Here is a 24,618-nt window from a genome sequence, read left to right as displayed (position 1 = left end):
CAATTATTGTTTTTGAATGCCCTTAAGCAGGTGTTTTTCGAAGAATTTCATCCCTTCCAGAATAATGATCGGGGCCACATAATCAAACTCTTTCTGTTCCTCGTGTTTCCGCTTTTGTGCTTTAATAAAGTCGGGTTCGCCTTTGATGTAGTTCTCAATGTTCATATCCTGGAAACCGGCCATAAAATCTGTCGCATTCATTTTTAAACCAAACATGCCAGACGAAACTTTATAAAAGAGATCGGCAAAATCCATAAACCTTGGGCAGTGCGGTTTGCCTTCCTGCGGCAAACAGATAAAATGGTTGCCGATATGTTCCAGCATTTCCGGCGTAATAGAATTAGTCGACTCGAGGTATTTAAATTCCCCGTTTGGCGTAACCACACAGAAATTATCTTCGCCTAATATTTCAATGGCCTGTTTATTGGTAGGTACCAAAATGCTGGTGATGTTGGTTGGAATGGCCAGCCCTTTCGATACTTCGTATTTAACATCTGCATTATCGGTTCCGCGCTGCGAATTGATATCGATTATTTTTAATGGGCTTGCCGATACCGGATTAATGGTTTGTTTGGCAACAGCCTCTCCGCCCATTCCCCTGATGAACATCTGGGTATAATAATCATCGGCTGCGGCAGGATTTACCGCCGTAAACCAGTCGAATATCCTGGCCCCTTTGCCTGCAAAAGCAATTTTTATTTTTGGGGCGATCGCTTTAACAGCCGGTGGTGCATCTTCCGATCTTACAATTTCGTTCCTTAGTTTATAGGCAATCTGACCGGCATAAAACATAATCAGGCCGGTAACATAAAGATTAACGCTCATCATTTCCTTACATTCGGCAGCAATTAACAGGTAAAATGTTTCAAAATCCGACGCTTCTAACCGGTCAACAACCTGCTCGAAATAATATGGGGCGGTATTTTCGTTATATTTAGGTGTGCCTGAATTTAAACCCTGGATAGATATTTTTTTCTTTTCGCAGATCCTCAGCAGCACGTTTTTAAAGTTGGGCGAAAATTTGGTGGCTTGGGCCACACGTTCGGCAGCAAAACGGATGGAATTCTGTTTAATCATTGCCTTCCCTTCTCCCATTTGGCTCAGTGCCGTAATATCCGTTGTGCTTCCACCGATATCGAAACATAACACCAATTCTCCCGGGTTAATGGCGTAACCGCCATTGGGGCGTACGAGGTAATTGGCCACGGCGCAGGCTTCGGATAAGGATTCTTCATTGCTTAACTTTTTGAAATCGAACCGTACCGGGCCTGTTTCGGTTTTGATATCAACTACTGTAACCGATTTTTTGGTTTCACTGCCCCATCCTTCAGCGGCATTTGTTTTAGGTTGTTCGCCCCATCCGGTATTTCCGGTTTCCGTTGAGCCCCAGGCCGATGTTGTGGCCGCGGGAGCTGAAACCTGAGTACCCCAGCCAGGGGTAGCCACCGGAGCACCCCAGCTACTGCCGCCCGATGTATCGCCTATATCCGAAAGATCGGAAGGAGGGTAGGTTTTTAATTTTACACTACTTTCAATCGGCGATATTTCTTTAAGCGAATCCCAAATGGCCCTGTATTCGCTCAGTAGTTCTTTGCCCATTGATGATGGATACGACCATTTTAAGGTATGCGGCTCATGCCCTTCGATAAATAACTGTGCATATACATGAAGGAGCAGGGTGCTTAAATAAGCCGTTTTATAACTTTTATCAATTTGTTGGGTAGACCATTTCATGTTGTACACCAGCTCGGCCCTGCCAATCCGGTTATAACCCAAAATGTAGCGGTTGTTTTCTGCATTTTCGATCGGTAGGTTTTTTTCGAAACATGGAAAACCACCTTTTACAGCCTGGGCCATTAATGAATTAACCTGGATATTGCCATCGTTTACCACCCTTCTCGAATCGTGGATGGTTAACACCGATTTAATGGAATTGGTTAAGATTTCGTCGTTCTGAAAAAAGAAAATCTCATCTTCCACAGCTGGCCTTTCATCGTTGTTTTTGCTATCGCTAGCCAGGAGTGATACCCTTTTGTTGGTCAGTTTTAAATTTTCGCAAACCTCGTTCCGTTGATCGGAAAAATAAGCGATAGAAGAATTGGTACTGCCAAAGTCGACACCCAAAAAGGCTGGAGATAAAGCCCTTGGTGCATTTAACATGTTTATAGGCAAGGCTTGTGTATTGCCCGAACCATCATAACGGATGATCCCGAAGCCGCAATCAAGCCCGGCATGTGCAAACTTTACGCCTTTAAAAGGTTTATTGCTTTCGTAGATCTCGTATTTATATTTATTGTCGGCCACCGCATTATTGGATGCGATATGCAACTGCGCTTTAATGTTGCCATATTTTTCGGAGATTACCGCTGCCTTTCCGTTATTGGCCAGGTATAAAGGAATGCCCTTTTCATCTAAAGCTATCCTGAAAAAATCGTCGTCTACATTGCCGATAAATGGCGTAGCCTGAAATTTTGCATCGTTATGTGGGATTTCTGAATATAGAAAATAACGGTTCCATTGTTTGGAAATAAAATTCGGCCACATTAAAATGTCTTTTCCACTGATGGATTCGGAGGTGACCTTATAAATTACCTCCTTAACAATCTCGTTGCCGGTTTCGGTATAAAGTTTTAACTGAACGATTAAACGTTCGCCATCTTTATCCGCAGGGTCGTAAATGGCGGTAATCCGCGATTTTACGTTTGATGATTCCGAAATGCCCACCAATGCATCAAGCGTGGCACCAAAAACATTTAATGCCAATGGCGTTAACGGAAGGGTAAAATATGCATAACTTTTTAACTGGCCTTTGGTTTCGGCCGATAATAGCAGTATGGGTTTTGATTTTAGAAAATTCCGCGTTTCCATTCCTTCCCTGCCAAAATCTATCTGTGCAATTTCTGTGGTATCCGGTAGCAATAAATCTTTCGGATCAAATAAGATGCTACCCTCTTTTGCTTCATTATAGATAATACCTTCCGAGCCGAATAGTTCGGTTGAATAATTAAAAAGAAGGCTGAAAGGATAATTGAACAGGGAACCAACTTCGGGCGGGGTAGATTTATCGAGTTTAGGGTATCCCTTTGCCTGCTGATAATTGACCATATCGTTCATCCATGCCTGGATACAGGTAGAAATATTTCCATATTCAGGCCTGATCAGTTCCTCTACACCGGCATAATTTAACCTGAACCTTTCAATGTTTTCTAAAATGTGTTTGGCATAACCATACAGGGTAAAAAGTTCCTGCGGGTTGATTTCTGATTGTAAGGGATCGATAAATTTCCCATTCTGAACATTAATAAACGGGAACTTTTCTTTAATCTGGTACGATACCGAAGTAAAAACAAAACTATCGGGCGAAGTTCCGCCGATCACATGGCCTTTAAATGAAATAACGTCGATAAAAGGTACCCTGTCGGTATTATTTGCCAATGATTGATCGCACCATAAAGGTTTACGTTCAAACAGCATATTGCCAAATGCTCCGGTAGGCTCGTATATATTTATTGTAGTGTTTAAATGTCCGCCGTCTGAATATGACAGATGAACTCTATTTGCTTCAATATCTTTATAGTTTAAAGCTATACAGCTAATCATGCCTTTCCATTCGCTGATCAGCGATTTATAGAACAACATCAAACCTGATGTTTCGGCATCTTTATCAAGGATATTATCTAATGCATTTTTAAACAAATTGGCACGGGCAAATACTGAGGGTATGCCCGATACAATTGTTCCGATATTAACAGCAGAATTCCCATCCTGATCGACAGCAATTTCGGGTATCAGGATGTTTTTGGTAAATACTTCAAGCTGGGGGATTTTATCCCAGGCAAATTCGACACCGTTCGGTTCTGTTTTGGGATGAACTTTTATCGCCAGTGCTTTGATTCTTTTATCAGACATGGATCTTTAGTTTATATCGAAGTTTTGTGAAATGGTGAGTGCATTAAAAATGTGCGCAAGGAATTTTTCCTTGGTGGTATTTACTTTTTGCTCATCTTTTGGGTTGGTGTTGATCAGTTTTTCAACAAAAAGGTCATAGCGGTCCCTAAAAAGCCCTCCTTTACTCCAATGGTGCTTTTCATCGAGGAAAATGGTGCCAACATCCAGTTTTTTTAGTTCAGTAGGATTATCCGGGAATGCTTTGCTATCAAAAAGGAACTTGCCCGGCGCAACAGAACTCCTCACCTGGTAAAGCCAGCCGGGTATAAATTTGGCATCTTTAAAGGTGTAGGCAAATAGCTTGAAATATTCGTTTATATCTTTGCACTCCGCATCGGTAATGGTACTGTACTGGTTGAGTTTTTGGTTTTCACATTGTTTTATAAAACCTTTTATACCGGCATCATCAAAAGCACCACCGTTTTTGGTTAATGAAATATGTGCCAGGGAGAACAATGCACCGAGTTTGTTTACAAAGATTTCGCCCGATTTATTTTCATTCCCTATAAAGTCGTCAAAAGAAAAGTTGAACGAATTATCTTTAAACTCTACCGCTTTATACAGGTAATCTGCTTTTGCACTGTTAAAGCCATCGTTCCGGGTAAAAAAATCGTAAGCGGCACAGGCACATAAAAGCTCTGTAATGTGGCATGGATTTTTTTGTTCGCTACCACCCGTGATGGTCTGATTGGAAACATTGTTGCCATCAATTTTTTTACTTTCTATCGGCCAGCCGATATGGTAAAGTAGTTTATAACATTTCTGCACCGTAGGGTCGCTTTGGTAAAACTGCAGTGCCGCCTGACTGTTTAGCGGAAAGAACGACGAATCGGCAATTACGCTATTGGCTTTGCTGGCTTTCTGTTTATCATCGGGTTTATTAAAGGTAAAATACTCTGTTAATAAGGTAGAGCCAAATTTGGCCTTGGCAAAATCGATACTGGCATTGCCATTAGAGCGTATTTTTACAAAATCCTGTAACGCTTTGGGGATTACCGGAATAGATGATGCACCTGTACCCCCGAAGATAGATCCGAAGATGAATACCCTTGCGTGAGCACCTGCTCCCTCTAGTTTGCCCATAAAAGTATCCAGTTCCCTTTCTTGCGATTGCACCGCAGCACCTTTAATAATATTCCTGGCTGCCTCTACAATGCCATGGTACATCAGCATAGAACCCAGGTGGGTTTGTGCACGGTAGCCATGATCTAAAGCAAATTCCTGTACCGAACCATTGTCTAAAAACAGGTCGGAAATTAATTTATTGGCCTTTTGTTGTTCTGGTGAACCTGTAGTGATTTTAGTGATATTTTTATAGGTTTCCCTTCCCGGACTGGCATAATTGGTGAAAAACCGGTATAAATTCAGTTTTGCTGAAAAAAAAGTATTTGCATTTGGTGTTCCGCCTACGCTGGTGCCTGTTGTTTTAATCCGGTTATAAAGGCCGATCAGTTCTTCAACCCGGCCTTTGTTCCCGTTATTTTGGTCGGTATCAAGCGTGAGGATTTCAATTTCCTGGTTGTCGAACATCCCGATGCCACACAGGTGGGTAAAGGCTTCTAAACAGCGCATCCCTGTACCGCCTATGGCGATTACGAATAATTTATCCATTATATCTTATTAAAAAATCAAAACCAGTGTCCGATTTTGCCAGTGGTAAATATTTTGCTCATTACAAAACCGATGATGATGTAGAGGATGAATCCGATAGCTGTGCCAATGCCCAGGGCGGTTACGTAGTTATTTACCACCATGATATTTGCATCTGGTTTAAATGCATAGTAGCCTAATAAAAAGCATACTGCAGGATTTAAGATGGCCAATATCCAAAACCAGGTTTTGCGGGCCTGCGGATCTTTTGGATTGCTCCCGCCTTCAAATTTAATGGCGTTTGCAATGATGGCAGATAGCAGGAGAAAGATCAATGCGGTGATGATCGAGATGATGTAAGCTGAAGTTGATTCCATTTTAGAATTTATTTTAAAAATTTTAGGTTACTGTTGAGTTTTGATGTAGTAGGAGTACACTACTTTATCTACAGGTTTAAGCTCCTGTAAGGTGGTTTTAATAGATTCTGACAAAGCTGTATTTGGACTGTTTTTAGCATTAATCCACTCAAATTTGGCCATTTTAGTGCCCTGTAAATTAGGGGTAGCTGTGTTTGATAGAATATCTACCCTAACTAAGCCTTCAGGATTATGCATGTTGCTTACACTGAATTTAGGGTCGAAAGCAATGCCAAATTCTACATGTTTAGGATTTGATGCCCTGGTATTGGTAAAGAGTGTTTGGTTTAAGGTAAAAACCTCATTTAGCTGATTTGATGCCTGTGTTTTGTAAATCCATTGCGCTTTCAATTTCCCATCGGTATTGTAACATACCAGAGCAATTTCATCCTTTTCCTGATCAGAAAACTTGGCCTCGCCATTACTCCCTTTGCTTAATTTGGGTTGGTGTTTTTTAGCTTCTTCTGCTTTTGCGAAATTTTCGAAATCGGTGGTTACATCCGAAACTTTTACGCTGAAGTTTCCGAAAGTGTAACTATCATCATTGCTGGGGTTGATGAAAAGTTCCCTGAAGATATCGTTAAACTGATTCTGGGCTGCATAGGTGCTGTGTAGCTGATCGATGTTTTTCCAATCTAATCCTAGTGGATAAAACTCAAAATTGCGCCCGTTTTTAAGTCCGTTGATGTAACCCTCTTTTAAATCGAGTATATTTTTCGCTTTGTCTGATTTTGCACTTTCATCGTAAAAAATGCCTCCTGATTTTTCAGAGGGATATGCTGTTGATAACTGGTAAGCACTGTTCGATAAATCGAACCTGGTTGTTGAAGGGGCAAGTTTTGATTCGAGTTTTGAAATCATACTGCCTGCATCAGGATGGCCACAGCTGAATATGGTAAAATAAAGATGTTTGCTCACCTTGCCTTCTTTATAATCAGCAATAAAAAAGTGAACAGCGTTTCCTTTTTCGAGCCATTTGGAGAAAGGGATTTTTAGAAAAGCGGTATTGGTAACTTCTATGTTTTTTTGCCACTCCTCAAAATCGGTAATCAGAAGCGCATCACTATTGCCGGCAACAATTTTCTCTACTGTTGCTTGCAAAGGTGCCCAGATATCAGCATATTGTTTAGGGTCGCTTACTTGTTGCCCAAGCTCAGTAGTATTGGCTACATTTAATAATGATATTTTGTTAGAACCTAATTTGTAAACTTCAAATTGTTGTGCCAGAATGGTATTGAAACAGGCCGACATCATGCTTTTGATCGCCGGATCAGAAAATGCCTTGTTTATACCTGATGAAAAATCGATGTAAAGCGCAGGTATGCCTCTTTTAGTTTCATTTCCCGGCGTGGTAGCGATATGGTATAATTCGATACGCTTGCCTAAATCCTGATCGTAAAAATTGAAGTTTGTAGCAGCAAACGGATCTTCTGATTTAGATCCTCCAGAACCTTTGCATGCTGAAATTGCAATTAAGCCCAATAATCCCATTATCCTGAAAAAGTTCAGGGTATTGCCTGTTTTCATAATTTATACATTTTAATGCTTTTAGTATTGTTTAGCTGATCAAAAGTATAGGCAAGGCAACGGCAATCCTTACGGAAAACCGTAAAGCGGAAATTATGGGAATAAAAAATTGAGATGATGTTTTGGGTACTCAGGTGATTATAAAAAATAAATATTGCGTGGTATAATTTACCACCTTAGTCACCTAAGCACATCTAAGCTGTTGAATGGCATTAGCCAATTGCTTAAAGGGTTTTACCATATAAGGAATATAAGGGCATGTAAGCTTGTATGGTGCTTAAATGTCTTATATGGTGAAGAAACTGGGGTATAATTTACCACCTTAGTCACCTGAGCACATCTAAGCTGTTGAATGGCATTGGCCAGTCTCACATTTGTACACAAGGGGTTAAGGAATATAAAGAGCAGTCAAGCTTATATGATCCTTAAATGTCTTATATGGTGAAAAAAATGCGCTAAAATCAGGTGATCTCAGGTGGTTATAAAAATAAATATTGCGTGGTTTAATTTACCACCTTAGTTACCTGAGCACAACTAAGCTGTTAAATGACATTATTCAGTCGCATAAAGGGTTTTAGCATATGAGTAATAAAAGGGCATGTAGGCTTATATGGTACTTAAATATGTAACATGGTGAAAAAAGCGCTGATTTTTGGTCTTTCGGCTTTAGTCTTTATGCTCTCCGCTTATCGCCTTCCGCATCACGCTTTATTACCTCAATTCTTTCTACTAATAACAGCTTCATGTAACGGATTAGGAAAAGTTTTTCAGCCAGCCAGCCTAAAATACCCAAAGGCGCTTTAAACTCAAAAACATCGGTCATTTCGGTTTGTGTGCCTATTGTTTTAAAGAAGTGTTGATGATGAAGTTTTTTAAATGGTCCTTTTATCATTTCATCGGTAAAGGAAGTTGGATATTTTAAGGCTGTAATTTTATTGGTCATTTCGAAATAGAGGCCAAAATGTTTGGCCCTCCAGGTAACTGATTCGTTTAAATCGATCAATCCATTTACCTTTCCGGCTATGGCCTGCTCCTGCGAGCGCTCCATAGATTGCATATGAAGATCGATATTTCTAGATAGATCGAAGCAACGCTCAACCGTTGCATTAATCAATGTTTTTAAAATGATGGTAGGCATAATTAACGTTTGCGTATTTATCTATCGGGTATATTTTTAAGAATAGTTTGAGGCACTATGCTAACTTGCTTTAAAAACCCCACTGCATCTACCGAAGCACGCCGTCAATCCCAAGGGCCTGCCGAATCAAAAAACAGTTGCAAAACAGAGCCAATAGCAGTACCAAGCCTTAAACGCAGTGGTTTTGTGTTTAATAGCTTGCAAACACTTTCAACCCGCTGTGACAAACAAAACGAAGTGCCGCTGTTTTTTGATGTGTGTAGGGATCGTGTGAAAGGCCCATTGTTGGATTGACAAAGCGCTTTGGCTACTTTGGCGCTCCAAAGTAGAATGCCTCCGCGGCAAAGAGCGGTAAAGAAAATACAGTATTGCACGTATCATAATAAACCTAGTCCCTTTACTTATCGCTTCCCGCTCAACGCTTCCATTGCTTCACCCACTTCCCCATACTTAAACTCAAAACCACTATTCAACAACACAACTGGCTTAACCCACCTGCTTTTTAATATCAGTTCTGTTTCCGTTCCGATAATTTTAGCGCCTATGGCCAATAACCATGCTGGAGCAGGTAAGCCGAAATTACGACCATAAGCTTTCCGGATGCTAAGCATAAAAACATCATTTTTAACTGCATTTGGTGCGGTGCAGTTTACTACGCCATTTATTTCTGGATGATTAAGCAACCATTCCATGCTTCTGGCGGCGTCATCTTCATGTATCCAGCTCATGTATTGTTCGCCATTGGCCTGTTTACCACCCATGCCCAGTTTAACAAGGTTCAGCAAGCGTGGAAATGCACCATCTTTTAAACCTAACACAATGCCCATCCTGAGCGCTATTTTCCGGGTATGAGGTGTTTCATTTTCAAAAAAGCTATTTTCCCACGCTTTGCAAACTTCAATAGAGAAACCGGCACCAATTTCACCCGTAAACTCATCTTGTGGGCTGTCTTCCGCATGACGGTAAATGGTTGCAGAGGTAATATTAATCCAAAGTTTCGGAGGGTTTTCCATTTCTTTGATCGCCTCACCCAGTAAACGGGTGGGGATCAGTCTTGAATCGAAAATCTCCTTTTTATTCTTTTCGGTGTACCTACAGTTTACATTTTTGCCGCAAAGATTCACCAACAGGTCGGTACCTGATAAATTATTTGCCCAATCGCCCATCGTTTTTCCATCCCATAGCAAGGTTTTAATATTGCCATTATCAGCCTTTGGTTTTCTGGCCAGAATAATTACTTCATTAGCCAGACTGCTAAAATGTTTGGCCAATACATTACCTAAATAACCATTGCCACCTGCGAGTACAATTTTTCCGTATTTCATGATGTTATAATAAAAAGATTAATCCCAAAACCATTAAGCGGTAAAGCGCCCAGCTCATGCTCATCAACCAACCCAGTTTTAATAATTTGCTCCTGCGAATGTGTTCCAAAAACATCAATCCGGCAACCATTAAAAAATAAAGGATAAAAAAGACAGGTTGTACGTCAAAGTACTTTGCCAAAATCAGCACTGGCAGCAGCAATAATGAACCGGCAAAAGAAATGGTCATCATATTGCCCAGGTAATCCCAAAGTTTTTCTTTCCGGTAAAAAACAATGATGGCACTTTGGAAAAATATTTGTCCGCCGCAGATTAAATATTCGCGGTATTTGCTTCCCAAGGGTACAAAATCGGTTAGCAAATGTGCATAACCGGTTAAAATGTAAGCCGTAACCAACCAGGTGAAAAGCAGGTATGCTATGCGGTAATGGACTTTAAAAGTAGGTTGTATCGTATTTTCTTTAACGGCAGCCGGAATAATCACTTTGCGGTTGTAAGAGATAAAAGCATAAAATTTACGCATCAGGTAAATAAACGGACCGAACAAAAACAATGGCCTAAAGAAGGGCATGGCGTGCGCAATAATTTTGAATATGCTTTGAATACCATAAATAACTTCGCCAGTTTCAGTATTTACAAGCGCGATTTCATTGGCCGCACGCTGCCGGTCTACCAATGGACAAATATTCTGCGCCATCTCCTGGTAAGCCTCGCGACCATCACTGGCCAGCATTCCTGTTTTTACAAAGGCTTTGGTGTAGGCGTAACACATTGGGCATTCATTATCAAATAAAATCACATGGTTTTTAAGCGTTCTCATCTTATTTAAATTTTAATACTTTCAGTAAAATATGAAACATTGATTTAAAAAATTAAGCCGAACTATTGGTAAGGCTTTTTTGGGTTTATGGATTAGTGTTAGCGGTTAGGGTACGCATGTCTTGCTACTTCTTTCTTACCATCACTTTCCTGCTACCGTTGTAAGATTGCTTCGTACCTCGCAATGACGGACTTTTTTATTAGTCTTGCTACTTGATACTATAATCTTGCTACTTAATACTCCCTACTTAAACACCTTCAACACCGAACCCCAGAACCAGCTTTCTTCTGCTTTTAACATGGTTTCTAAAGTTTTATCTACGTTTCCGGCCAGTTTATTAATGTCTTTAATCGATTTTTTGAAGGTAATATACTCCGGGTCTTTTTCATCGCCATCTACAGACGAGAGTTCGTTCAATACCTTTAAAACAGGTTCAAGTTCTCTTTTTTTGCGTTCTTTGGCAACCTGACGGGCAATGTTCCAAACATCCTTATCCGCAAAAAAATATTCTTTACGTTCGCCGGCTTTATGTTGCTTTTCAATCAGCCCCCAACCAATCAGGTCGCGGAGGGTCATATTGGCATTTCCCCTCGAAATACTCAACTGCTCCATAATTTCTTCGGTGGTTAATGCTTCTGCCGAAATTAACAACAATGCATGTACCTGGGCCATCGTGCGGTTAATTCCCCATTCTGAGCCTAATTTGCCCCAGGCTTCTATAAATTTTAATTTTGCTGCTGCTAATTCCATACACAAATATAAAGTTATTTTTAAACTTTCAAAAATTATTGAAACTTTATTTAATTTGAAAATACTTATTGTTTATGCTTTAATTCTTCCAGTACCCTTTGCCAGTTGTTCGAGTCACCACTTACCTTTTTTAACAGATCGGCTTGTGAAGGGTCGAAATAAACCGACAACCTTAACACAGGCAAGGCTAAACCCGGTTTAAACATACTTCCTGGCGCAAAACCCGGCTCATTGTTTTTTGCCCGGTCGCGATCGAACTTAACTTTGGTGTTTACATATTCTTCGTGCTGTTTTTCGCCATTGATATACGGGATTAACCACTCTACCGATTTTTTGACTGAAGATCCTTTAGGCGATTCGTAAGTATAATAGTTTGCGCCGCCTGCCCTGTCGATCATAATCGCCAGTTTCAGCATCGGTTCAAGATCATAAATATGATAATGCATGGCATCACGTTCTTTAAAATCCAGGCTCGTTCCGTCAGCATATAAATTAATGTTGATATGGCTTTTCAGGTTATCAATGGTCCATTTAATTAATTCCTGATTGTTGAGCGCATAACCGATTTCGCCAACTACTTTTAAGCGGTGCGCATTCCAATTGTTAACAGCGGTGCCCTTACCGGGTTTCATCCTTTTGCTGTTAATTTCTGCCCAGGCTGTTTCGTTCAGCCATTGCTCAATCTGTTTTTTGTCTGTAGCCGGGATGTCGGCTTTGATCAGGTCGTAAGCTTCAACCGCCGGATCTAAGTTGGTATCATCGATAGGATCTCCGTTGGCTTTGTTCGTTTTTGCCCATGCCGAAAGAAATTCTACACATTTGTTTAAATATTTTTGCTCGGTGGTCATCCGGTACTGTAAAGCCAGTGCAAAAATTTTGTTCATATCAGCCAGGGCCTGCTGGGTTTTCACTTTCTTCGGATTTCCTTTCAATAAACCTTCCGTTCTAATGGTGTCAATAGGATTAGGCTGTTCATTCAAATATTTTAAAGCCGATTTTTCGAAGCCCTGATACAGTTTTTTGGATTCTTCATCATTTTTTACGGCGTTTTTAAGCTTTTCGGTTTCAGTGGTATTTAAACTTACAATCTGCCCGAACGAAGCAAAGTATAGCGAAGCAAGCGCGATGGTGACAACAAACTTTCTCATAATAAATGGGTTGAATTTTTATTCTTTGCTACAAATCTAATTTTTTATTCAGCACGCATTTAATTTATTCCTTTTTTATACCGCCCAATTTTTTATTTTTGACGTTCGTTTAAACTTAAACAAACCTTAATGAATAACTGGTTTAATAAAAATGGCATACACCTGGCCATTATTGCATTTTTTGTAGTCATCACTTTTGCCTACTTCAGTCCTGTTTTACAGGGTAAAGCGCCGCAACAGGGCGATGTTTTGCAGGCCAAAGCCATGCAGAAGGAAATTATGGATATTAAGGCTAAAGATGGTAAAGGACCACTTTGGACCAACCAGATGTTTGGCGGTATGCCGGCTTACCAAATCTGGGTGCAGTACCCGCTTAACATTACCACTTATGGTATTGATGTAATTAAAGGTGTATTTCCTGATCCTGTAGGTACGGTTTTATTATACCTTTTGGGCGCATATTTACTATTCTGTGTACTAAAAATAAATCCATGGCTGGCAGCTGCGGGTGCCATTGCCTTTGCATTTACCTCCTATAACTTTATCATTATAGCAGCCGGGCATAGCAATAAAGCTTTGGCTATTGGCTTCTTCGCTCCTATTTTAGCCGCTATTATCCTCACGCTTAGGGGCAGGTATTTGGTGGGGGGTAGTTTACTCGCCTTGTTTATGGCTTTGGAGATTCGTTCGAACCATATCCAAATGACCTATTACCTGTTTATTGCCCTGTTTATTTTGGGTTGTATTGAGCTTTACCACGCGATTAAAGCAAAACAGGTTGCCACTTTTGGTAAATCAATTGCTTATATCGTAGCTGGTTTATTCCTGGCGGTGTTGGTTAATGCGGGTACGTTATGGACCACTTACGAGTATGGTAAAGAAACCATCCGCGGTAAATCTAACTTAACTACCGATAAAGCCGAACCAGCAAATGGTTTGGATAAGGCATATGCTTACCAATGGAGCCAGGGTGTTGGCGAGAGTTTTACTTTTCTGATCCCGAATTTATATGGTGGGGCAAGTGGTGGCCAGTTAGATCCTAACGGGAAATTTATTAAAATTTTGCAGGATGGTACGGTATCAAATGTAATTGGCCCTGTTTATGGTCAGGATACGGAGAAAGCCTTAAATGCCATTGCACAAAATGTAGGATCGAATTATTGGGGAGATAAGCCGGGTACCTCTGGCCCATATTATTTTGGTGCTATCATTTGTTTCTTGTTCGTTTTTGGTTTATTTATTGTTAAACACCGTTGGAAATGGTGGATATTGGGAAGTAGTATTTTATTGTTATTGCTTTCATTCGGACAGAATTTTCCGTTAATCTCAGATATATTCTTTGATTATTTGCCAATGTACAATAAGTTTAGAGCAGTAGAATCTATTCTTGCTGTAGTGGGTTTATTGGTTCCTTTATTGGCCATTTTAGCTGTTAAGGAAGCACAGGATGGCAAGTATGATCAAAAATACCTGGTTCAGCGCCTTACCTGGTCAGCCGGAATTACCGGTGGTTTTGCCCTTTTGGTTGCTGTTGCGCCAACAGCATTTTTTAGCTTTACCAACGCATCGCAACCCCAGTTAACCACCTGGTTAAACCAGATATTACAAAATAACACCTCGTTAACCGCTCAAATTTTAGATGCGGTTAAAGCAGATAGAATAAGTTTAGCCCGTACCGATGCTTTACGTACTTTAATATTCATTGCCATTGGTTTTGGTATTACCTGGGCTTTCATCACCAAAAAAATGAATATGCAATTGGCCTTTGGCTTATTGGCTTTGTTTGTTTTAGTAGATTTATGGCAGGTAGACCGTCGTTATTTAAATAACCAGAATTTTGTAAGCAAATCTGACTTAGATAATCATTATCAACCAAGAGATGTAGATAATTTTATCTCGGCCGATAAAGATCCAAACTTCAGGGTTTTCGATTTATCATTAGGCGATCCTTTTAAAAGTGCTGAAACATCTTATTTCCATAAAACTGTTGGTGGTTTCCACTCGGCAAGGTTAAAACGTTTTCAGGAATTGGTAGATAACCAGCTGACCAAAAGTATCAACCAAGATGTATTGGATATGCTAAATACCAAATACATCATTACCCAGGATCCTCAAAACGGATCGTATAAAATGCAACGTAACGCAACCGCTGCGGGCAATGCCTGGTTTGTTGAAAGTGTGCAGTTTGTTAAAAATGCCGATGAAGAAATGAAAGCCATCAGCAGTTTCGATGCTAAAAAGGAAGCCATTGTTGATGAAAGCTTCAAAAATACAATGGATACCAAACGTTTAGGAACCGGACAGGAAGGTTTTATCAAATTAACCAACTATAATCCTGATCATTTAACCTACGAATATTCTACCTCCAAAGATGCAATTGCAGTATTCTCGGAGATTTATTACAACAAGGGTTGGAAAATGTTTATCGATGGTGTGGAAAAACCATATTTCAGGGCCGATTACGTTTTACGTGCAGCACAGCTTGAAGCAGGTAACCATAAACTCGAATTTATTTTTCACCCAACATCTTATTACGCTGGTGAGAAAATCTCTTTAGCAGGATCGATTTTGTTATTGGCTGGCTTAGGTTTCGGGTTTTATTCTGAAGAAAAGAAGAAAAAGAAAGCCGTTAAAGCTTAATTTTTTCTCTAGATAAATTTACGCCCCGTAGGATTTATTTCTTGCGGGGTTTTTTGTTGCCCTTGTTTTTTTGCCACGGAAACACAGAAAATTTCCCTCGGTTTTTGATCCTGAGGGATAATTTATTTTATAAAAACCAGTAGAGAAAAGATAATTTTGAAGAAATGCTCAGCTGCGGGGAATCGTCATTGCGAGGCACGAAGCAATCCTTACAACGACCGCTACTGGCATGCGCTTTAAGATTGCTTCGTCGTACCTCCTCGCAATGACGACTTTTCTTCGCATCTGTCTAAATAGATCTCTCCACTTCGCTGCGCTTCGGTCGAGAAGACGACTTTGGCTTCAGTTAACCGATTAACCAATACCCGGTTTTGAATTGGCAGTTTGCTTTACCCATAAACCAATGGCAAATGAACTACTGAACTAATTAACCGCCAAACTAAAATTTAACAATGTCGTAACATTTGTTTGATATACAGTGTCTTATCTTTGTAGTGAAAAATCAGGTGATATGTTAGAGTCATTCTTTGCCGTATGTTTATTAATTGTTGTACTTTATTTCTTTAGCCCTTTTGAGGTAAAACTCGATGAGGAAGAAGAATGGTAACCAGGTTAATTTATCTCTAAACTGCTTTAACCGGGCGGTAATAATACCCTTCCCCCTAAAATTTCCCTTTTATGGATAAAAGAAATGTAGATGTAGTCGTAATCTCCGATGTGCATTTAGGTACTTATGGCTGTCATGCAAAAGAACTTTTAAAGTATCTGAAAAGCATTAAGCCAAAAACATTAATCTTAAACGGCGATATCATCGATATCTGGCAGTTTAGTAAAAGTTATTGGCCCGAATCGCACATGAAAGTAATCCGTAAATTGATGAAATTTGTTTCAGAGGGCGTTCAGGTGCATTACCTCACCGGAAATCACGATGAAATGCTTCGCAAATTCGACGGGATGGAAATGGGGACATTTCACCTTCAAAATAAGCTTATTTTAGAACTGGATGGTAAAAAAGCCTGGTTTTTTCATGGCGATGTTTTTGATGTTACCATGCAGCATTCTAAATGGCTTGCCAAACTGGGTGCCGTAGGTTACGATACCCTCATCCTGATCAATAGTTTTGTAAACTGGGTGCTTACTGCATTTGGAAGGGAAAAAATGAGCTTTTCGAAAAAAATTAAGGCAAAGTTTAAAGATGCTGTTAAATTCATTAATAGTTTCGAACAAACGGCGGCTGAGCTCGCAATTGAGAAAGGTTACCAGTACGTAGTTTGTGGCCATATACACCAGGCAGAACAACGCGAAATTGTAACCGATGACGGAAAAGTAACTTATCTGAACAGCGGCGACTGGGTAGAAAGTTTAACTGCTTTAGAATATCAGGATCAAAATTGGACAATATTTAAATATGAGCATCAGCATTTTACAAAGGATGAATTAGACGAAGGAATCCTTTCGGATGCTGAAGATTTAAAAAGCAAACTGGATATTAATATTCTTTTACAGAATATAAAATATGAAATTGCCCAATAATTTTAGATATTCGGGCATAAATGAAGATACTTTACGCAATACAGGGAACAGGAAACGGTCATATCAGCAGGGCGAGGGAAATTATTCCTTTGCTTCAAAAATATGGCGAATTGGATATTTTAGTCAGTGGAACGCAGGCCGATGTAAAATTGAGCCAGCCTGTAAAATACCAACTACATGGATTCAGTTTCATTTTTGGAAAAAAAGGTGGTGTAGATCATTATAAAACCTGGCTAAACATGAATCTTTTCCGTTTTAGGAAAGACATGAAACAGCTTCCGCTTAAAGAATATGATTTAATTGTTAACGATTTTGAGCCGGTAAGTGCCTGGGCCTGTAAACTGCAGGGCATAGAATGCGTATCCTTAAGTCACCAGGCGGCATTTAAATCGAAAAGAGTACCCCGCCCGAGGACTTTAGATTGGGGGAAGCTGATTTTAAGCCGTTATGCGCCGACAAAATACCATATTGGTTTTCATTTCGACCGTTACGATACCTTTATCCATACTCCGGTAATCAGGGCGGAGATCAGAAACCTGAAAAGTGAAAATCTAGGTCATTATACCGTATATCTTCCGGCTATTGATGATAAACGTTTGGTAAAGCTTTTTACCCAATTGCCTGACGTTACCTGGCAGGTTTTTTCTAAGCATAGTAAAGTAGCTTATCAACAGGACAATGTTTTTGTAGAGCCTGTTAACAACGAAAAGTTTAATCAAAGTTTGGCCACCTGCGAAGGTTTGTTTACCGGAGGCGGCTTTGAAGGGCCTGCTGAAGCACTTTATTTAAAGAAAAAGCTGTTGGTTGCACCTATGCGCTTTCAGTTCGAACAGCAGTGTAACGCCTACGCTTTAAAACAGTTTGGTTTGCCTGTAATTTGGGGCAGTACCCGTAACTGGCTTCCTATTATTAAAAACTGGGTAGAAAATCCACAAAAGCATGAATTTGATTTCCCGGATGAAACGGCTCAGATAATTGACGATATGGTGAGGAAATATAGTAGGGTTAGTCCGGAGTCCTAAGTCTTTAGTCCAGAATTGATTAGACTAGTTTTATCATCCTGAACTTAGTGAAGAATCTTTTAATTAAACGATACCGTTGTAACCAATCGTCATTTGAACCATATAAGAAATAGAAGAAAATGTAAGTTTTGTTAAGTTACTGTTTAACTTCTAGCAAATAATCCTAATTTATTGCATCTTAAAATGTTATCTAAACCTGACAGAAGCGGGCATCCCGATTTTTTCATCGGGATAAAGCGGGCGGCAGGACTACCGTAATCGAAAAGAACTGGAACCTGCTTTTCAAAAAATAATAAAACTCCTTTCTTTAATCTTTCCGTTTACCGCCCTCCGCTTTAGTCTTAGTCTTTCCGCTTTTTGCCTATCAAACGCTCTTCGACTCCGCTCTGACTGACTATTCTATAAATATCTGACTATAAATCCTCTCTTTAGTCTTTCCCCTTCAGTCTTCCCCCTTTTATCTTTCTTCGGTTACTCTTAAATTATTTTCTTTACTTTGCCTACTCTTTAAAAAGGCATGATTAATCAGTTTAGAAAGCTAAATCCAATTAACCTCGTATTATTGCTGGCTTATACGTTTTTTTTGCGTATGGCTATCTTTTACGAAATACCTGCGCAGTTAAACTTCGATTTTTTAGAGCCTTTCGCCAGGCTGCTGATCAATGTAGATTTGGATAACACCTTTACGCCGCAAACCAATATTTTTATTGCGGGGATCCTGGTTTATATACAAGCCTTAATTTTTAACAGAATTATAAACAACCACAATTTATTGGGTAAACCCAGTTTTCTGCCTGGATTAATGTTCATTACCGGTACCAGTTTGTTTATGCCCTTCATGATCCTATCGCCGGCATTGATCTGCAATTTTTTACTCATCTGGATTATCGATAAATTTCTAAAACTGGGTAAAAGCGCCAATTCAATCAACACTGTGTTTGATATCGGGATGATTATCGCCATAGGTACATTGGTTTATTTTCCTTTTATGGTGATGCTGCTGATGATCTTTTTGGCGCTGTTGCTTTTCAGGTCTTTTAACTGGCGCGAGTGGGTGGCCGGATTAATCGGCTTTATTACTGTGTTCTTTTTCCTGGCGGTATTTTACTATTGGAATGATAATTTGAGCTCTTTTTATCAGATCTGGAAACCACTCAGCAATAAGTTTCCTTCTGTTTTTAAAATCAATTATAACGATTACCTGGTGCTGATTCCGGTAGCGGTAATTATTATATTGGCATCATTACAGTTACGCGAAAATTTCTTCAGGAGTTTTATCAGTACAAGGAAAAGCTTCCAGCTGTTATTTTTTATGTTTATTGTTTCGGCAGCCAGCTTTTACCTTAAACCGGATTTCAGAACATGGCATTTCCTGCTTTGCGTACCACCCGGATCGGTACTGCTGGCCTACTATTTCAGCAACGCAAAAAAACGCTGGTTTTACGAAACTTTGTTCCTTTTATTTGTGCTTTCCATACAGTATTTTCTGTTTGTTTAACCTTTTTTAACAAATAACTAGAACGAAACTTGACAAAGATTAATAGCTTTGTGCATGATTTTAGAATTAAAGCCTTTTGGGTTTTAATCAGATGGATAAAAAATGGAGTCATTGGAATTTCTAAAGAACATATTATTTGCAGGAGGAGATTTTAAATGCGCAGGTTAAGCATTGATATTGGAAATTCTGCTGCCAAGGTTGCCGTTTTTGCAAATAAGGAAATTGTTCACCATCAGCGTTTCAATAAACTTGGCATCATTGATTTAGCGCAGTTGATTGAAAAATTTTCACCGGCAAAATCCATCATCAGCAGTGTAAACCAGGAAATTGGTCCGCTGGAAGTATTTTTAAAAAAGCATACCGAGTACATCCGTTTTTCAACCCTATTGAGCAACGGCGTGCAAAACAGATATAAAACACCCGTTACTTTAGGATTAGACAGATGGGCAGCAGTTTTGGGTGCAAACGGATTATACCCTGCAAGCGCAAGTTTGGTGGTAGATGCCGGAACTTGTATTACTTATGATGCTTTAAGCCGATCGAAAGAGTATTTTGGTGGAAGTATAAGCCCGGGTATAAAAATGCGTTTTAAAGCAGTACACGAATTTACCGGCCGGTTGCCACTGGTAGAATGGGATGAAAGTGAAGGCATAACGGATGGAACCGATACTTTATCGGCCATTAAAAACGGTGTTTTACAAGGGATAATAAATGAAATTGAAGGCTTTATTGCCCTAAATAATAAAAAAGAAAGTGCCTTAAAGGTGATTATAACGGGTGGCGATGCTAATTTTTTGTATAAGCAATTACAAAACAGCATCTTTGCGCCTCAAATTATAAAAGATCCATACCTGGTATTAAAAGGATTAAATGAAGCTATTGCAGATTAAAATGTACAGAAGAATAAATTATATTGCAGCCATACTCGTTCTAGTTTGTGGTTTTGGTGCTCAGGCACAGGTTACCACATCATCACCATATTCAAGATATGGGCTCGGAAATATAAAAGGATCTTTATTGCCTCAATTTAGGGCAATGGGCGGAATTTCTACTGCTGTAGGCAAAGTTACCGGTTTCAATAATATCAATATGCAAAATCCGGCATCATATGCAGGTATTAACTTAACCACCATTGATATTGGTATGAGTGCAGGTACAACCAATTTAACCAGGGGAAGTTTAAGCGAATCGAGCTTTAACTCTACTTTTAGTCACCTGGCATTTGCTGCTCCGGTTACCAGAAGATCGGCCCTGAGTTTTGGCATCTTACCCTATTCTGATCTAGGTTATTCTTATAAAAACACAACAAAAGTTGATACCACAACAGTAAATCAGCTTTATGAAGGTGAAGGTGGTTTATCAAAAGCTTATTTAGGCTATGGTTACCGTTTTGGCGATCACTTAAGGATTGGTGGTAACTTAGAATACATTTTTGGTAACCTGCAAACTACCCGCGCAACCGAATTCCAGTCGGTAGGTGCTTTAAACGCTAAACTTCAGAACAAAAACAGTGTAGCCGGTTTGAATTACTCTTACGGTATTCAATACGATTTTAACGTAGGCAAAAAAACATTGGTTACTTTAGGTTATTCAGGTAGCACTTCGGGCAAAATAAACTCTACACAAACCTTCTTTGCTACTCAGTATACCAGAGATCAGGATGGAAACGAAAATACAGCGATTGATACTTTAAGTTCAATCAATAATGGAAAATCTAATCTTACTTTACCATTAACACATAATTTTGGTATCGCAATCCAGCAGAACGATAAGTGGCTGGTTGGTGCCGATTTCAGAATGAGCAAATGGTCTAAAACCAGCATAAACGGTGTAAATCAAGGCTTGCAGGATAGCTGGGGTGCATCATTAGGTGGCCAGTGGACGCCTGATGCCTATTCTTATAACAGTTACTTAAAACGTATTGATTACCGTTTGGGCGTAAGCTACGATAAAACCTATATCCAGATCAACAATCAGGACATTAAACAAATGGGTGCATCATTAGGCTTTGGTTTCCCGTTACCTACAGCAACTGGTGGCACTGCATTTTATAAAATCAATTTTACCACTGAGGTTGGACAAAGGGGAACTTTAAACAATAATCTGGTAAAAGAACAATACATTAACTTTCACTTAGGCTTTACTTTGAACGATACCTGGTTCCGTAAGTACAGGGTTGACTAATGAAACTGAAAACATTTTTATATGGTCTGTTTCTGTTGTTGCCTTTGTTTCTGGCATCATGTGGAGACGACGATTTAAAAAATGCAAGTTCAGTTGCGGTAAATAAAACAATTCTATCGCGCGACAGGACCATTGGTGTTGATATTACCTATAGCGATTCGGCAAGGGTAAAGGCAAAAGGATATGCCCCAATAATGGATAAGGTTACCCCAGCTAACGGGAGTTCTTATCAGGAAATGGTTAAAGGTGTAAATATCGATTTTTATAATCCGAACGGAACCATTGATGGAAACCTGGTTTGCGATTATGCCATCAGAAAAGATGCAGAGCTTAAAACCGAGTTCAGGAAAAACGTTGTGGTAAAGAACAGCAAAGGTGATACTTTCTCTTCTCAGGAACTGATCTGGGACGAATCAAAAAAATACTTCTTTTCCAATCAGCGTGTGTATGTTAAGGGCGCTGATGGCAGCATAGGTGAAGGGATTAATTTTAAAGCCCCTCAGGATTTTAGCACTTACGAAATGGATAGTGGTAACGGGGAGTTAAATATGAAAGAAGGTGTAGCACCTTAACTCAATCTTCTTTCTATACTTTTCTTAGGCTTAAACCCATCTGGTTTTTAAAATAATGATTTAATTACTGTTATTTATTATTATTTTATATCTTAGTTTCTCTATTTATATAAAACAGGACATTGTTGGATTCTTGATTTTACAACAATAGAATAATCATCCCAAATTTATTGTTAACCACTCAATTATTCCTTTACAGGTATGGTAAATTTTGGAGCAGAACCAGTTGACAAACATCATGTTTTGGTTGTAGATTTTGAACAACTTATTCGGTTAAAAGAAGGAGATAGTAAATCTTTCGATTTTTTTTATAAAAAGTATAGGGTACCATTACTTGCAAATATCCTTAAACTAACAAAGTCTACAGAAATTGCTGCTGATATTCTTCAGGAAGTATTTGTTGCCATATGGCGTAACCGATCTGCCATTGATACTACCCAATCTTTTGAAAATTATATTTTTCGAATTGCCCAAAATAAAGTTTATGATTTTTTCAGAAAGGCCTCAAGGGATAAAAAGCTCGAAGAAAAATTAATTATGCTTTCTATTGGTAAAGAATATAATCCGATTGAACATGATTTGCATTTAAAAGAAGATTTTAACCTCATAAAAAATCTCATTGAGCAACTTCCTCCAAAATGTCGTGAAGTGTTTATGCTTTGCAAGGTAGAAGGGAGAAGTTATAACGAAGTGGCCGAAATTTTAAATATTTCTACAGCAACAGTTAATAATCATATTGTAAAAGCAACGAAAATCTTGAAGACAAACCTTTCTGAGGTTAGTTTTATGTTGATTTTGCTCCTGATTAAATAATTTTTAATAAAAATTTAAATTAAAGTAGTTGGTTTTTTCTTTTCGAGCGTATTAGCTTGAAAGAAACAAACTAACATGCAGGAGATTTCCAGCTTATTTAAGCAATACCTCGATAATAAGTGTACCGCTGAAGAAATAAAAGCATTATTAGCGTATTTTGGTAAAGATGGGTTAAAAACCGACCTGAAATTGCTGATCCTTGATGAACTCAAAAAAGATGCTCCTCCACATTTTGAAGAGAAAATCCAAATAGCGGAGATTTTTAATCAAACAGATCGTTACCTCCACGAAAATATTTTTGCCGGGCAAACTAAACAGCCATATTTTTCTATGCTGTTTTTTAAATATGCAGCAGCAGCCTCAATCATTTGCATTTTATCTTTTACGGTATGGCGGTATAATAAACAACAAGATCAGGTCAAAGTAAAAACAGCATTGATAAATGATGCCCAGCCGGGTGTTGATAAGGCAATTCTGACCCTGGCAGACGGATCATCTGTTGCACTTACTGCAGATAACAGCAACGCTGTATTTAGCGATAAAGGAATAAAAATAAAAAGGGCGAAAGATGGGGCACTGGTATATGAAATTACAGGCAGCCAAAGCAATAGCGATGTTTCAGGATATAACGTACTTGCTACGCCAAACGGGGCCAAATATGAAGTTTTGTTGCCTGATGGAACGAGGGTATGGTTAAATGCCGGCTCATCATTAAAGTATCCCTTAAAGTTTGCTCATGAAGAACGTAGAGTAGCGCTTACCGGTGAAGCCTATTTTGAAGTAGCAAAACTATTGCTAAATAACAATCGCATTCCTTTTTATGTAGAAACGCCAAAACAAATTATTAAAGTGCTTGGAACAGAGTTTAATATCAGTGCATATAATGATGATCCTGCATTTAGAACCACGCTTGTATCAGGCAAAGTTGATGTGCAAGAACAGGTAACCGGCGAACATAAAATTTTAAGCCCTGGCGAACAGGCTGTCTCCATGAACGGCCGCCATTTAGAAGTGGTAAAAGTTAATGCTGAAAAAGCAGTTTCGTGGAAAGATGGAGATTTTAGCTGTGAGGATATGTACCTGAAAGATATTTTAAGGCAGTTATCCAGGTGGTATAACGTAAAAGTAGATTATAACGACCTTCCTGAAACCAGGTACAATATTTTCATCTCCAGAGATGAAAAACTTTCGGCAGTATTACGTATGCTGGAAAAAACAGGAAATATAAAATTTCAGATCACCAATAATACCATTAAGATAAACCATTAAAAATTCGCCTATGTAAATAATTACAAAAAAAAAAGCAAACCGATTGCGCTACCAACGCAACCGGTTTTGATTAAAGCAACCAAGTTAACTGTCCATCAACTAATCACTAGAACCAAACAAAAGTATGAATTTAAATATTCAGCGCAAGCTATTGCTCTGCCTACAGCAGAATTATGGGCGCGCGGGAAGAACGATCTCCAAATTTTCACTAACCATGAAACTAACAGCAGTTTTAATCCTTATTGCAAGCTTGCACATCTCTGCTAAAACCTTTTCTCAAAAAATTACACTCGATGTAAAAAATGCAACCCTAAATTCGGTCTTGCAGGAAATCAGGAAACAGAGTAATTACAAGCTTATTTATAATACCGATTTGCTTAGCAAGGCAAACACGGTTAGCTTAAAAGTAAATAATGCTTCGATTA

General features: G+C 39.1%; 18 protein-coding genes. 9 read left to right on the top strand and 9 right to left on the bottom strand.

The features are described 5' to 3' along the window. Positions 1 to 3: 3 nt before the first annotated feature. The 9 genes from R2R28_RS14660 to R2R28_RS14620 form a co-directional block, all read right to left on the bottom strand. Complete coding sequence (locus R2R28_RS14660) at positions 4 to 3,909, bottom strand: hypothetical protein (protein WP_316826432.1); 3,906 nt, start codon at positions 3,907 to 3,909, stop codon at positions 4 to 6. A gap of 6 nt (positions 3,910 to 3,915) precedes the next feature. Continuing rightward, positions 3,916 to 5,559, bottom strand: a complete 1,644-nt coding sequence (locus R2R28_RS14655) for a hypothetical protein (protein ID WP_316826431.1) — start codon at positions 5,557 to 5,559, stop codon at positions 3,916 to 3,918. A 17-nt stretch (positions 5,560 to 5,576) separates the two neighbouring features. Then, complete coding sequence (locus R2R28_RS14650; protein WP_316826430.1) at positions 5,577 to 5,915, bottom strand: hypothetical protein; 339 nt, start codon at positions 5,913 to 5,915, stop codon at positions 5,577 to 5,579. Between the two features lie 27 nt (positions 5,916 to 5,942). Then, the gene (locus R2R28_RS14645) at positions 5,943 to 7,481 is read right to left on the bottom strand and encodes a hypothetical protein (RefSeq protein ID WP_316826429.1); all 1,539 of its coding nucleotides are present in this window, start codon (positions 7,479 to 7,481) and stop codon (positions 5,943 to 5,945) included. 673 nt (positions 7,482 to 8,154) lie between these two features. Then, positions 8,155 to 8,619: an SRPBCC family protein gene (locus R2R28_RS14640; protein ID WP_316826428.1), complete on the bottom strand. Its 465-nt coding sequence runs from the start codon at positions 8,617 to 8,619 to the stop codon at positions 8,155 to 8,157. Between the two features lie 401 nt (positions 8,620 to 9,020). Then, the gene (locus tag R2R28_RS14635) at positions 9,021 to 9,944 is read right to left on the bottom strand and encodes a TIGR01777 family oxidoreductase (RefSeq protein ID WP_316826427.1); all 924 of its coding nucleotides are present in this window, start codon (positions 9,942 to 9,944) and stop codon (positions 9,021 to 9,023) included. A 4-nt stretch (positions 9,945 to 9,948) separates the two neighbouring features. Then, positions 9,949 to 10,764 (bottom strand): DUF393 domain-containing protein, encoded by an 816-nt coding sequence (locus tag R2R28_RS14630; RefSeq protein ID WP_316826426.1) that lies wholly within the window; start codon positions 10,762 to 10,764, stop codon positions 9,949 to 9,951. A 243-nt stretch (positions 10,765 to 11,007) separates the two neighbouring features. Beyond that, positions 11,008 to 11,514: a GbsR/MarR family transcriptional regulator gene (locus tag R2R28_RS14625; protein ID WP_316826425.1), complete on the bottom strand. Its 507-nt coding sequence runs from the start codon at positions 11,512 to 11,514 to the stop codon at positions 11,008 to 11,010. 65 nt (positions 11,515 to 11,579) lie between these two features. Further along, positions 11,580 to 12,662, bottom strand: coding sequence for an alginate lyase family protein (locus R2R28_RS14620; RefSeq protein WP_316826424.1), 1,083 nt, complete (start codon positions 12,660 to 12,662; stop codon positions 11,580 to 11,582). A 129-nt stretch (positions 12,663 to 12,791) separates the two neighbouring features. Here R2R28_RS14620 and R2R28_RS14615 point away from each other — a divergent pair, with 129 nt between their 5' ends. From R2R28_RS14615 to R2R28_RS14575, 9 genes are all read left to right on the top strand, one after another. Next, positions 12,792 to 15,302 (top strand): YfhO family protein, encoded by a 2,511-nt coding sequence (locus R2R28_RS14615; RefSeq protein ID WP_316826423.1) that lies wholly within the window; start codon positions 12,792 to 12,794, stop codon positions 15,300 to 15,302. A gap of 678 nt (positions 15,303 to 15,980) precedes the next feature. Continuing rightward, on the top strand, positions 15,981 to 16,835 hold the full coding sequence (locus R2R28_RS14610; RefSeq protein ID WP_316826422.1) for a UDP-2,3-diacylglucosamine diphosphatase: 855 nt from the start codon (positions 15,981 to 15,983) through the stop codon (positions 16,833 to 16,835). Positions 16,836 to 16,855: 20 nt separating this feature from the next. Beyond that, the gene (locus tag R2R28_RS14605; RefSeq protein WP_316826421.1) at positions 16,856 to 17,857 is read left to right on the top strand and encodes a glycosyltransferase family protein; all 1,002 of its coding nucleotides are present in this window, start codon (positions 16,856 to 16,858) and stop codon (positions 17,855 to 17,857) included. A 517-nt stretch (positions 17,858 to 18,374) separates the two neighbouring features. Then, entirely contained in the window at positions 18,375 to 19,355 is a 981-nt protein-coding gene (locus tag R2R28_RS14600) for a DUF6427 family protein (RefSeq protein WP_316826420.1), read from the top strand. Positions 19,356 to 19,510: 155 nt separating this feature from the next. Then, a complete protein-coding gene (locus R2R28_RS14595) occupies positions 19,511 to 20,245 on the top strand; it encodes a type III pantothenate kinase (RefSeq protein ID WP_316826419.1) in 735 nt (244 codons plus the stop codon). 1 nt (position 20,246) lies between these two features. Further along, complete coding sequence (locus tag R2R28_RS14590) at positions 20,247 to 21,539, top strand: hypothetical protein (protein ID WP_316826418.1); 1,293 nt, start codon at positions 20,247 to 20,249, stop codon at positions 21,537 to 21,539. Further along, positions 21,539 to 22,111 (top strand): hypothetical protein, encoded by a 573-nt coding sequence (locus R2R28_RS14585; RefSeq protein WP_316826417.1) that lies wholly within the window; start codon positions 21,539 to 21,541, stop codon positions 22,109 to 22,111. Before R2R28_RS14590 ends, R2R28_RS14585 begins: the two co-directional genes overlap by 1 nt. Positions 22,112 to 22,312: 201 nt before the next feature. Continuing rightward, positions 22,313 to 22,924, top strand: a complete 612-nt coding sequence (locus tag R2R28_RS14580; RefSeq protein ID WP_316826416.1) for an RNA polymerase sigma-70 factor — start codon at positions 22,313 to 22,315, stop codon at positions 22,922 to 22,924. 75 nt (positions 22,925 to 22,999) lie between these two features. Beyond that, complete coding sequence (locus tag R2R28_RS14575; RefSeq protein WP_316826415.1) at positions 23,000 to 24,193, top strand: FecR family protein; 1,194 nt, start codon at positions 23,000 to 23,002, stop codon at positions 24,191 to 24,193. The last annotated feature ends 425 nt before the right edge of the window (positions 24,194 to 24,618 follow it).

The sequence above is a fragment of the Pedobacter miscanthi genome (genome assembly GCF_032678605.1).
Taxonomy (GTDB): domain Bacteria; phylum Bacteroidota; class Bacteroidia; order Sphingobacteriales; family Sphingobacteriaceae; genus Pedobacter; species Pedobacter miscanthi_A.
This window is presented reverse-complemented; position numbering and strand designations above follow the sequence as displayed.

Bases quoted from the DNA above. Each gene is read 5' to 3' on its own strand.
- R2R28_RS14650 (WP_316826430.1), bottom strand. From the start codon at position 5,915: ATGGAATCAACTTCAGCTTACATCATCTCGATCATCACCGCATTGATC.
- R2R28_RS14640 (WP_316826428.1), bottom strand. From the start codon at position 8,619: ATGCCTACCATCATTTTAAAAACATTGATTAATGCAACGGTTGAGCGT.
- R2R28_RS14625 (WP_316826425.1), bottom strand. From the start codon at position 11,514: ATGGAATTAGCAGCAGCAAAATTAAAATTTATAGAAGCCTGGGGCAAA.
- R2R28_RS14630 (WP_316826426.1), bottom strand. From the start codon at position 10,764: ATGAGAACGCTTAAAAACCATGTGATTTTATTTGATAATGAATGCCCA.
- R2R28_RS14620 (WP_316826424.1), bottom strand. From the start codon at position 12,662: ATGAGAAAGTTTGTTGTCACCATCGCGCTTGCTTCGCTATACTTTGCT.
- R2R28_RS14580 (WP_316826416.1), top strand. From the start codon at position 22,313: ATGGTAAATTTTGGAGCAGAACCAGTTGACAAACATCATGTTTTGGTT.
- R2R28_RS14585 (WP_316826417.1), top strand. From the start codon at position 21,539: ATGAAACTGAAAACATTTTTATATGGTCTGTTTCTGTTGTTGCCTTTG.
- R2R28_RS14595 (WP_316826419.1), top strand. From the start codon at position 19,511: ATGCGCAGGTTAAGCATTGATATTGGAAATTCTGCTGCCAAGGTTGCC.
- R2R28_RS14635 (WP_316826427.1), bottom strand. From the start codon at position 9,944: ATGAAATACGGAAAAATTGTACTCGCAGGTGGCAATGGTTATTTAGGT.
- R2R28_RS14600 (WP_316826420.1), top strand. From the start codon at position 18,375: ATGATTAATCAGTTTAGAAAGCTAAATCCAATTAACCTCGTATTATTG.
- R2R28_RS14590 (WP_316826418.1), top strand. From the start codon at position 20,247: ATGTACAGAAGAATAAATTATATTGCAGCCATACTCGTTCTAGTTTGT.
- R2R28_RS14610 (WP_316826422.1), top strand. From the start codon at position 15,981: ATGGATAAAAGAAATGTAGATGTAGTCGTAATCTCCGATGTGCATTTA.
- R2R28_RS14645 (WP_316826429.1), bottom strand. From the start codon at position 7,481: ATGAAAACAGGCAATACCCTGAACTTTTTCAGGATAATGGGATTATTG.
- R2R28_RS14615 (WP_316826423.1), top strand. From the start codon at position 12,792: ATGAATAACTGGTTTAATAAAAATGGCATACACCTGGCCATTATTGCA.
- R2R28_RS14605 (WP_316826421.1), top strand. From the start codon at position 16,856: ATGAAGATACTTTACGCAATACAGGGAACAGGAAACGGTCATATCAGC.
- R2R28_RS14660 (WP_316826432.1), bottom strand. From the start codon at position 3,909: ATGTCTGATAAAAGAATCAAAGCACTGGCGATAAAAGTTCATCCCAAA.
- R2R28_RS14655 (WP_316826431.1), bottom strand. From the start codon at position 5,559: ATGGATAAATTATTCGTAATCGCCATAGGCGGTACAGGGATGCGCTGT.
- R2R28_RS14575 (WP_316826415.1), top strand. From the start codon at position 23,000: ATGCAGGAGATTTCCAGCTTATTTAAGCAATACCTCGATAATAAGTGT.